This is a genomic window from Clostridium guangxiense, assembly GCF_021043395.1.
Taxonomy (GTDB): Bacteria; Bacillota; Clostridia; order Clostridiales; family Clostridiaceae; genus Clostridium_S; species Clostridium_S guangxiense.
The window spans coordinates 1-11,228 of sequence record NZ_JAJNKE010000017.1 but is presented as its reverse complement, the minus strand read 5'-3'; the positions used below and the strand labels follow the sequence as shown (position 1 = coordinate 11,228).

The 11,228-nt window shown below is 26.3% G+C and carries 8 protein-coding genes; all 8 read right to left on the bottom strand.

Features of this window, described 5'->3' with window-relative positions:
- Positions 1-17 precede the first annotated feature (17 nt).
- The 8 genes from brxC to LQK79_RS11160 all read right to left on the bottom strand — a co-directional run bounded on the left by brxC (position 18) and on the right by LQK79_RS11160 (position 11,166).
- Positions 18-3,587, bottom strand: a complete 3,570-nt coding sequence (brxC, locus tag LQK79_RS11195; RefSeq protein WP_231016614.1) for a BREX system P-loop protein BrxC — start codon at positions 3,585-3,587, stop codon at positions 18-20.
- Positions 3,588-3,652: 65 nt separating this feature from the next.
- The gene (locus tag LQK79_RS11190; RefSeq protein ID WP_231016613.1) at positions 3,653-4,222 is read right to left on the bottom strand and encodes a DUF1788 domain-containing protein; all 570 of its coding nucleotides are present in this window, start codon (positions 4,220-4,222) and stop codon (positions 3,653-3,655) included.
- A 15-nt stretch (positions 4,223-4,237) separates the two neighbouring features.
- Positions 4,238-4,843 carry a DUF1819 family protein gene (locus LQK79_RS11185; protein ID WP_231016612.1) on the bottom strand — a complete coding sequence of 202 codons (606 nt, stop codon included), beginning with the start codon at positions 4,841-4,843 and terminating at the stop codon, positions 4,238-4,240.
- Between the two features lie 193 nt (positions 4,844-5,036).
- Positions 5,037-6,818, bottom strand: a complete 1,782-nt coding sequence (locus LQK79_RS11180; RefSeq protein ID WP_231016611.1) for an ATP-dependent DNA helicase — start codon at positions 6,816-6,818, stop codon at positions 5,037-5,039.
- A 117-nt stretch (positions 6,819-6,935) separates the two neighbouring features.
- Positions 6,936-8,027 carry a hypothetical protein gene (locus tag LQK79_RS11175; RefSeq protein ID WP_231016610.1) on the bottom strand — a complete coding sequence of 364 codons (1,092 nt, stop codon included), beginning with the start codon at positions 8,025-8,027 and terminating at the stop codon, positions 6,936-6,938.
- A 387-nt stretch (positions 8,028-8,414) separates the two neighbouring features.
- Positions 8,415-9,338, bottom strand: a complete 924-nt coding sequence (locus LQK79_RS21075) for a DUF3991 and TOPRIM domain-containing protein (protein WP_231016609.1) — start codon at positions 9,336-9,338, stop codon at positions 8,415-8,417.
- Positions 9,339-9,660: 322 nt separating this feature from the next.
- Positions 9,661-9,984, bottom strand: coding sequence for a nucleotidyltransferase domain-containing protein (locus tag LQK79_RS11165; RefSeq protein ID WP_231016608.1), 324 nt, complete (start codon positions 9,982-9,984; stop codon positions 9,661-9,663).
- 1,017 nt (positions 9,985-11,001) lie between these two features.
- Positions 11,002-11,166, bottom strand: coding sequence for a hypothetical protein (locus tag LQK79_RS11160; RefSeq protein ID WP_231016607.1), 165 nt, complete (start codon positions 11,164-11,166; stop codon positions 11,002-11,004).
- Positions 11,167-11,228 lie beyond the last annotated feature (62 nt).

The window sequence follows — 11,228 nt, the reverse complement described above, 5'->3', positions numbered from 1 at the left end:
CCTCACACTAAAATAAACTATTCAATTTCAATTTCTTTATTTTCATCTATAATCTTTTTAAGTTTATTTTTTAATTCTCTAATATAAATTTCAACATCATTTTCAGTTTTTAGTAATCTAATATCAACTAATTTTGACACTCTAATCTTTTCAACTTGCTTTTGTATTGGTGTATGTTTTACTGCTGGAGGTTCATTTACTACATTACCTTTTTTTGTTTCCTCTTCTTCTTTCTTTTTAAATTCTTCTATCTCTTTATTTATAAGTTTCTCATAATACTCTTTTTTATTATTACTTTGAGTTACAGATGCATCTATTTTAAATATATCAGCATATTCATTTACTCTTAAAAGTAAATTGTCGTAAAATGTTTTAATTTTCTCTACCGTGCTATTACTAACCCCGTATTGGCTTGACTTTAATGAGCAATATTCAAAATCAGTGTTTATTTTTGTCTCAGCATTTTCTTTCTTTTCTTCAATTATTATATTGAATCCTTTTTCTATATTTTCGGCTATCTCTACAATATTTCTTATTTTCTTATATGGTATAGGATTATTTAAAATATCATCCAAACTTTTTAATTCTTGTACAACATATTCATTAAGATAATCTTTATTTTCATGACATCTATTAGAAACTTCCAATCCTTTGTCAAATATATTTATTTGATTTTCAAAGAAAGCATAAGCATAAGCAACATCTTCTACCCAATCAAGCAGTTCATCTTCTCTGTTTTTTAATGCTGTAAAAAAACTTAAGTTGTCTTTATTATCCATAATCTCATTAAATGCTTTAATACCCTTTTCAAACAAACTTTTACCTGGATATTTTTTATCCCCATACTTGCTAATATATAATTTTAATTCATGGATTTTTTCATTTATCTTATCCTTAATAGATTTTGCTAATCCATCTTCATCATCAGGCAAATTAATTTTTCCAAACACATCTAAACATATATTCTTAACTATCCTAATAAGGGTATCATCAACCTTTATTTTTTTATTAATTATAACTCTATCAATTTCTGTTGTTTTTGTTAATGCATCAGCTATTTTATTAGGATTATCTATTTCTAAAAATTCTCCATTTAATCTTAACTTTATCTTCTGCTCTTTAAATAACTTTGCTACTACTCCAGAAATATCTATTTCATTCCAACCATATGGTGTATCTTTAAATCTATTTAATATTATCTTCATTCTAATTTGTTGAAGATTATCTTCTTGAAGACATATAAAATCAAATACTTCTTTCTCAGCTAATTCATTGTTATATTGCTCTACTGCATCAAAACCTAATTGTTCAACGTTATCTTTTAACAATAATACTATTTCACTTTCACTTGATAGATTAAATTTAATATATCCAAGTTTACTAAACACGCTTTTGACAAGTACATTAAATCCAGAATTTATTTTATTCTTTGCAGAAGCACCTTTTATATCAACTTTTTCTCCATTAACATAAAATATGGCTTGTAAGATTGCACCTTCTAATAGCTCTTTAATTCTTGATTTTCTTAATCTTATTTCTCCTTGCTTCGCTGTAATAATAATTTGTATATTTTCAGTAAGAGAACTTACATTCTTCTTTTTAATATAAGACTCTATTTGCATTACTTCAATCAATTCTTTAATATAATTATCACTACCACCAAGTTTAATAATCATTTGTTTATTTAAATATGACATAGAAATAAGCTCACTATCGCTCTTATAAAAGTCATCTGATAATGGACTAAGAATATTTATTCCCATATTACTCGTTTGATTACTATATGGCTTATCATCCATAATTTTATTAAATGGAAATAAATATTCCTTTGAATATCTATATTTTGTCTCTTCATATAAATCTCCAAAAATATAACTTGCTAATTCTTTTTTTTGAGCATCTTCATCTATTTTTTCTTCCTTAATTTCCCTATTAATATCCTGTTCATCATCGGTAAGAAATACATAACTATCCCCATTCTTTTGAATAAGCGTTTGTGATTGAAGTTTTCTTAAAGATTCCTTTATTTTTTCTTTTAAATCTAATTTATCTTCATCTATGCTATTTACCATCAATGTCGCAATATTTTCTAAATTGCCTGGTATCTCATCACTTAAATATTTAATCATGAATAATATTTTCAATATTTGTAAATTAATAGGGTTTTCTTTAAGTGCTGGGTTCTCCGAAGCTCTTTCTATAACTCTTGAAATGGATGGATTTAAAAATTCTTCTATAGTATCATAAAAAGCATGAAAAGGAATTAAAATTCCATCTCTATAATCAGCATATTTAAGTACAGATTCCTTATAGGCAGAAATCATTGACCTTTCGCCTTCTGATAAATGTTTTCCTGAGCTTCCATGCTTTCTTACCTCTTCAAATACATTTTGAAGAATCTTAAATTGATAAGGAACAAAGGGATATACCTCAGCAAATTCCTTTTCATCAGAATAACCAAGTAAATCTTTTCTTGCACTATCAAAGCTTATAAGATTTTTAAGTATAGCACTTTTTTCTCTATATAAATCCTTTAGAAGATATATTACATCTTGCTTTTTATCAAGAATACGTTTCTTGATTACTTCATCAACAGAGATTGATGATAAGCTTAATCTTGTATCAAACCTGCCTTGTATTTTTGAAAAATCATTTCCTTTAACATCAAATAATGAGTCTATACTTTCCTGTGAAGTTACCATTATCCATACTTTCCCGTTACAATATGTGCCTAAGTCCTCAGCGACTGTTTGAAGGTTTAGCATCAATGTAGAATTATCACCAATATACTGACCAATTTCATCTACAAGAAAAATCAAATGAAAGTTATTTCCCTTTTTATCTACATATTCTTTTACCTCTTTAGCAAATTTTTCTATGCTGACTTCGTACTCTGTAACACCTTTTGTTACATACTCATTAGCACTCTCAAGTGATATATTAAGGACAGCTGAAATAGACTTTGCTACATAATCCCTATCTAAAAAGAATGCATTTCTTCTATGTAACCACTCTTTACCTCTTAACTTACAAAATTCCTGCTTAAATTCTTCATATACTCCATCTTTCATTAATTGTTGCTCCATATTTGCAACTCCAGGAATTTCATCACATAACCCTCTATGTTCATTAAATACTTTTATAAATATTCTGAGAATAGCATCTTCTTTGCTTTTATTGTTAACTGGATTTTTAGAATCTATATTAAAAAGAATCGTTTCTGTAGCAACCTTTGCATCCCTTTGCATTTCTGCAAGTAACATAGGGTCGTTTACTTTATTATTGAAGTAATCAATTGCATATTTTCCATTTACCTTTTGATTATCTAACGCATATGATAATATCTTAAGTAAATGAGATTTACCACTCCCAAAAAATCCTGAAATCCAGACCCCCATTTTATCTGTAGTACCATCAATACTTTTACCGTAATTATCATAAAATTTAGACAAGTGCCTTGATATTTCTTTCGTAACAACATATTCATCTAACTCTTGGTAAATTTTATTTTCATCTGTTTGTGCTACTTTAACTACTCCGCTAATTTCACGTTCAATGTCTCTAACAAACATATCTCTAACATTCATACTAACCCCTCCATATATATGTAAAACTCTACTTGAGTTGATTATGACATCCCGCCATTAATTTACTAATCTGAAACTAAAGGAAATGCTCTATAATAGTTTTCATCTTTAAATTTTCCAAATAAGGTTAAATCCTGTCCACTATATTTCCCAGGATAAAATACTACTATTGGCTTTTTACTTAAAAATTGTTGTAAGCTATTCAAAATATTATGTGAACGCATAAATGGATATATCTTTCCTATACCTGTTAAGAAGATAACATCATATTCTTTAGATTTTTCTGTTATCTTTTGGACATACATTTCAGCAGTAACAAATGGAGTTACTGCATTAATCACATAATCTTTTCCTTCATTTTCTTCCAAGTCAATAATTTGTTCAAAAATATCTTCTTCTTTTAAAATCTCAATAAATAGCTTATATAAATCAAATTCAATAACCTTTCTATTTGAATCTACTTTATTTAGCTCTTTCTTAATATACTTAATATATTGTCTAACTGCTAATTCTTCTTTAGGGTCATAATCAAATATGTAATAACTAATTTCATTTCCAAGACCACTTCCCTTGATAAACTTTTCTGACTTTATTTTATCTACAATCTTTTGAAGTCTATCATATACTTTATTCATAACTTTTTCACTTCCTTACTGTACATGTTCCCCCATAGCCTCAATATATTCCTTATCACCTATTCCAATAATATACGCCTTAAGCTCTGTAGGTATTATCAATCTATTAAGTCTACAAGTTTTTATATCCTCTAATAATCCCGTCTCTGACAATATCTTTAAAATTACTTGTTTTAATTTCTTTGTCGTTGTATCTGACCATCCAGCAACAATTTCATCTTGTTCCGCTTTACCTATAAAAAATATATTTATATCTTTCTTTTCTAAAATTTCATAATTAAATTCTAATTTTTCTCTTACGACTTCATTCATAAAATCATAAAACAATCTACTGGTCTTCATAATTGCATATAAATTAATAATTTTACCTGTATCCATAGGTTCTTCTAAAAGCATCTTTATAAGTGTATCATCCAATACCTTTACCCTTTTAAAAATCGAAGAAACAAGCCTTTTAGAACTCTCCTTTGACTTATACTGAAAGATATTTTCATCCAGTATCTTACTCCTTATTTCACTATCTGAAAGGCCATCATTTTTTAATCTTAACACTTGCTTTAATTCATAGTATAAAAATGCATCGCTTGTTAAAGATGCACTATATTTAAGTTCATTTTTCATAGTGGCTTACCACACCTTTATCATAAAATACTATAAAAATACATTTTATATTATATCATAAATACATCATAAAAAGAGTTTTTCTTATTATCTGTGTCATTATTTTACACATATCGTATACCAGTCCAATACTGCAAAAATTCACAAAAACAAAGGCTATCAATATTAGATAACCTTATTCTAAATGTGTTTTCTAATTTATATTACTCATCTCTATTATTCTTTCTGCCAGCAATGACTGTCGTTCCATTGTTACTCTTCTAACCCCTTCATTAAAGGCTTTCTTGTTTCCAATAATTATTACACGTTCAATTCCACGCGTAACTGCAACATACAATAATTCCCTTGTCAACATCATTTCCTGTTCTTCATCTACTACAATTATTACTACTTTGGACTCACTTCCTTGCATTTTATGTACAGTTAAAACATATGCAAGTTCTATACATGAAATTTCATCATTTACAAATAATGCTTCTTTACCATTGAAATCAACTGTTACATTCTCAATCCTATTATTATTTATTTCTACTCTTTTAATAATTCCTTTTTGGCCATTAAATACTTCTTTAGAATAATCATTCTCAGTCACCATTACCATATCTAATATTCCAAACTTATAAATATCTCTTCCAGAAATACCATTAACACTATTGGCTATTTCCTTGTTTAATTCCTCTATTCCATTGATGCCCTTTTTAGTAGGGGATATAATCTGAATATCACAAATACTTATACTTTTACTAAGTAACTTATCTACTACTTCTATTACTTTAGCCTTTATATTGCTTCTACCTACTTCTAAAAACTGAAACTCATTTTCATCAAGCCATATCCCACTTTTTCTTCCATCTATCTGAATTCCATGGATTACTTTACACGCATTATTAATTATCAAGCTATCTTTTCTTTGACGAATAACATCTTTTAACTCCGTCACCTTGATAACTTTACTTTTTAGTAATTCTTTTAAAACACATCCTGCTTCAATTGATCTAAGCTGGAACGGATCTCCTATAATAACAATTCTCACATTTGGATTTTCTTTGACAGCATTATAGAGCAACTGTGTCATTAATTCAAGCCCAATTAGCCCACACTCATCAATAATAAGTACATCCTTTTTTATACTATGATATTTATTATTCAAATCTATCCCCAAAAATCTATGTACAGTTTTACCTTTAATTCCTGTTTTCTTAGTTATTTCATTTACAGATTTTCCCGTATAAGAAACAATAGATATCTGTTTTTCTGATAAATTTAACATATATTTAAATCCATCAATTATTGTTTTTATAATTGTACTTTTCCCTGTTCCAGCCATACCTGAAACTATACTAATTCTACTATTTAGAGCTGTATGAACAGCCTTAATTTGATTATTATTAAGCTTTATAACCGAACTATTACACATACTAATAAATTTTTCAATTTTATCATTATCTGTTGCACTATTTTTACATTTACCTTTTTTCACCAAACCCAATATTATATCTGCAAGTTCTACTTCCGCCTTATACAATCTTGTAAGATATACACATTCCCTTCCAACATTGTCAGTTTCTCTTACAATTTCATTATTAGTCTCTAAAAAATTTAAAGCCTTTTCTAATTTTTGCTCATCTACCTCTTCATTTAATTCTTTAAATTTACTTTTCAAATCACTTTTATAAATAAACACATGTCCTTCAAAACGAACTATATCCTCAACTGCATAAAGGATTGCGGCCGCTATAATAATCATATTTTTATAATCCTCATTCTTATCTATACTATTATTTTCTATTATCTCTTTTATTAAGTTCATAGAAATTAAATAACGACCGAGTATATATGGCTTACTTATAATAACATTTGCTACTTTCATGCCATAATCTCTAATCAATTCATCTGCAATTTCTTTATCAAGATTAAATTCATATATTAGCTTTATTTTAATTTCTAATCTTTTATCATTAAGTTTCTTTTCCATATAATTCATTTTCTCCTCTTACTTAGTATTAATTTAATCATCTCATATCATGAACATTTTTAATATAACTAACGTGTTCTATTCAGTTTGAGATACCTATTAAAAAATCCAACAATATTAATTTGATTTTGCTTTTATTACTTTATCTTTAAAAATTGAACTTGCTACTTCCACTCCAAATTTCTCTATACATGTTTTATATGAGAAAGAGCTTGCTGTAATGCGCATTCCTCTATATAGCATTATTTCTGCCAATTTATTTGCAATTTCAAACAAGTCATCATTATATTGAGGTATATAAAAATACGTTATATCATTTCTATTCCATTTTGAATATGTTTCATTATTTATGTCTTGTTTCTCTAATAAATGAAGCAAAACAAATGTATTAATTATGGGGCTTATAGTACTTTTACTTTTATTCATACTACCTGCAAGGTATTGCATCGAACAAGAGAACACCATATTTTCTTTACTTTCTAAGTGATAATAAATTTTCTCTATACCTTCATCTAATACCGCTACTAATTTAGGAATATGCTCACCTATAAGCTCATATACTGCCGAGAAACTATTTTTAGTTTCAGAATTCATAATAAATTGCTTACATTTTTCATATTTCTTTTTATTTTGATTAATTTTTTTAATTCTCACTCCTAATAAATTAGATAATTCTTGTACAGCTCTCTTAATATCACACTGCATAAATATCTGATACAAATCAAATACATCAAAAATGACATAATTATTTTTAATCTTGCTATCTATCACATATACATATTTATTTTTTCTATCATTGTATCTTATCCATGCATCTCTTTTTTCAGTCTTTATTAAAATTTCTCTAACAAACATATTAAAGCGATTAAAAGATGATACACTTACTTCTCTACCATAATATCTCTCAGCCTCTATTTTCACTGCTTCATCTGCCTCAAACTCTGAATTAAAAGCCATGTAAATTTTATGCTCCATATAAAAAAATTCACATATAAATCTCTCTTCTAATAAAACATCTAATCCAAAAATTTTTCTAAAATCAACTTTATTAATAAGTTCTATAGCCTCATCTATAGTATCAACATCTCTATTAATAGTCATCATGCCTCTTATACTATCTTTATTATTAATAAAGTATTGCTTATATCTGTTTTCCACTCCAATAGTTTCTTGCGCTTTTTTTATATTATATTTAATATCACTATTCATAAACTTCCTCAAACTTTCTAAACCGAACGATTACCTTTAGATATTTGTTTTTTATAATTTCAAACTTTTGTATTATAACGCATCGGTTAAATCATTATTGATACTTTTACTTAATTATAGATTTCAATTAAAAATGTTTATACAGTTTAGATGCTCTATAAGGTTTGAGTCATTTTATATAATAAAAAATTAATTTAAAAGCATAAGAAAAGAAAAAAATAAAACAGCTTATAAATACATGCTTATAATAATACAAAGTGGTATTTACCAATGCATTAATTTATAGGCAATCACTTTTTATTACTGCTTAAAAGCTATTTTGTTTAAATAAAAAAGACCCAGTGTCTATCTTATTAGAACTGAGTCATTTTATTAATTTTCTTTTCCTTATGCCAAAATTGCCTTTTGTAATAATAATTCATTGAAATCTTTTGTATTGGTAGTTTTCAACGAACTTCTACCATCTACAATATTATAATTATTACTATAAATCATTTTAATTTTATGAAAAGCCTTATCTCCAGCACTATCATTATCTGTACAAATTATAATTTCTCTTATATCTTTATACTGCTTTATATAGGTATCAATTTTCTTGATTTTTTCAGCTCCACCAAGCCCCAATAACAGAGACTCTTGTATACTCTCATAATTAATCTGAAGAAATGATAAAAGGTCAATTGATGCTTCAAAAACTATTAATTTTTCTATTCTATCACCATTGTTTAGACTAAATCCATAGTTTTCGTCTGAATTCTTCTCAACAGATTTAAAACTCCTAAAAGTATTAGTTCCTACCAGTTCTGCTCCGACAACAGTACCTTTCTCATCAAGATATTTAAAAATCAAGTTATTTCTATTATCCTGACTAATAAGCTTCTTTCTTATTAGTTCATTAACAATGCTTGGATTTATTCCTCTTGTTTTACATAGATAGGCGTATGCTCTTTTCATATTACAGGCATAACATATTTCTATATTACTTTTTTCACCTTTAATAATTTTAGGCTTATATTCTGTAGAATTTGCCTCTTTAAAATAACCATTTAACAAATACTCAACAGCTTTTCTAAAGTTATTATTTGTAATGTTTTCTTTAACATATTGTATAATATCACCTTTTTGTAGCATTGATGTCCAACAATAAGTTAATATTCCATTTTTATATTTTAAAATTAGTGAACTATGTTCTCTACACCTATAATAATTTGTACCTTCTTTAATGAAATTAAATCCTTCTTCTCTTTCTAAGAATTCTTTAAAGTCTATACTTCTCGCTTCATCTATTTTATCTTTTGATATTAATGCCACTTTTATTTTCTCCTTCTTCTTTTGTATTTTTTACATTATACAAACATTAGAAGAAGAAAAATATAGTTAAACTGTTCTATAACGTTTTACCAGTAATTAACTTTAATTTTAACATTACATATCCCTTAAATCTTAATATACTAATAGTATCACGTTGCATATAATTGTTATTTTTATATCACATTTACCATTTAAAATCAAAGCTTTTATATGCTATATATAGGTTTATGTTTTAGACCATGTGGTGAATATTCTGACAATTCGCATTCATATATAAGAAAGCTGTACTTTAGACTAATATGATGATTTTTAAATTGAAATCTTAATAATTATGCTTATTGTACAAAACCCTACCATTCTCTAATATCTCAGATATAAATGTAGATTTATGATTTTTTAACACTTCAATTTCACTATTAGTATATATCAATAAATCAATAGGAATTTTCATCCTCCTTAAAAACTTTCTTATTTCTCTGCCTCTTTTATGTTTTTCCATAAGCATATCCTTGATAATTAATAGGTCTAAATCACTGTCCTCATTAGGTTTTCCATAAGCATAAGAACCAAACAATATTATTTTATTTGGGTTAATATTAGTTACAATTGTATTAACAATTCTATTTATATCATTGTCATTCAACATATCTATTTACCTCTCTTTTGAGCATCTTAGTTAATCGTTACTATACTTACATTTTATTTAATGATCTGCTCAATAAAGAAGCTATATTGTGTATTACCAACACCTTAAATATGTATTGCTATACATTTCCCTAAATAGATACAAATCATATTATAAACCGTATTTTTGTTAAGCTAAATTGTCTGTTTATATAAGTTTTATAAAAATGTAGTTCATAATATACAATTTTTATTTCAAATTGCATTTTATCGTATTTTAAACAGCTAAAAGCAATATTGTAGATCAAAGAAAATAAAAAGAGTTAAAAATCACTGTTTTGAGGTTCAAACCAATAAGATCTCACCTAAAATAGTATATGCATTATAGCTATAGTTCCAAACAAGTTTGTATTAATATGCAATATGTATTATTATATAGAATATAATTTACTTTATAAATACATTTAAAATCGTTTAGGAGGTAATATTATGTTTTGGTGTCCTAAGAAAAAAGATGTTGTTGAGTCCTGTCCATTAACTGGTGATTGTTATTGTCCTGATGGAGCAGATGCAGAAAGTTGTCCTTATAAAAAAGACTAATGTAAAAACATTAGTCTTTAACTATTTCTCTAATAGTTATGATGCACAATAAATCAAAAATGTGGATTAATAATATACTAAAATAAGATATTGTATGAGATACGCCTTTTTTGTATTGATAACCATAAAGTTACATTCAATTTGATAAAATTTTTTCATTAAGACGCACAAGCATATAAAAAGACAACTCCACAAAAATAAATTTATTATATTTAACGTATCTTGTCTTTAATGAGAAAGTATATCTTAAATATTACCACATGACTAAATCCTAATTTATATCTTGCTATGCATTTTTAATAAGATTAAAATAAAAACTACAATGTATTTAAATTTGGATAACATCTTAATTTTATAAGTAAGTCTTTGCAACAAATTAATATTCTTGATATTAATCTTTATAAAAAATTGAATTTTAAATTATAAATTAATCTATAGCTCAAAGCACTTCATACAAACTATATTCATCTAAAATATATTTTTCTACATATTTTTCCTTCCATAATATTTTTATAATACATTCACCATCATCTTTAGTATGGAACTTCCAACTATATACACCGACAGCATGAATTATTGGGAAGTTCATTATAAATGCTAACATAAGATTGTAGGAAAATGATCATATAAGAATGTATGAAAAATAGCCTAGATAAGTTATAATTA

What these genes read in the sequence shown, in the direction of transcription:
- brxC (WP_231016614.1), bottom strand. Translation starts at nt 3,587, where the DNA reads ATGAATGTTAGAGATATGTTTGTTAGAGACATTGAACGTGAAATTAGC.
- LQK79_RS11190 (WP_231016613.1), bottom strand. Translation starts at nt 4,222, where the DNA reads ATGAATAAAGTATATGATAGACTTCAAAAGATTGTAGATAAAATAAAG.
- LQK79_RS11185 (WP_231016612.1), bottom strand. Translation starts at nt 4,843, where the DNA reads ATGAAAAATGAACTTAAATATAGTGCATCTTTAACAAGCGATGCATTT.
- LQK79_RS11180 (WP_231016611.1), bottom strand. Translation starts at nt 6,818, where the DNA reads ATGGAAAAGAAACTTAATGATAAAAGATTAGAAATTAAAATAAAGCTA.
- LQK79_RS11175 (WP_231016610.1), bottom strand. Translation starts at nt 8,027, where the DNA reads ATGAATAGTGATATTAAATATAATATAAAAAAAGCGCAAGAAACTATT.
- LQK79_RS11165 (WP_231016608.1), bottom strand. Translation starts at nt 9,984, where the DNA reads ATGTTGAATGACAATGATATAAATAGAATTGTTAATACAATTGTAACT.
- LQK79_RS11160 (WP_231016607.1), bottom strand. Translation starts at nt 11,166, where the DNA reads ATGTTAGCATTTATAATGAACTTCCCAATAATTCATGCTGTCGGTGTA.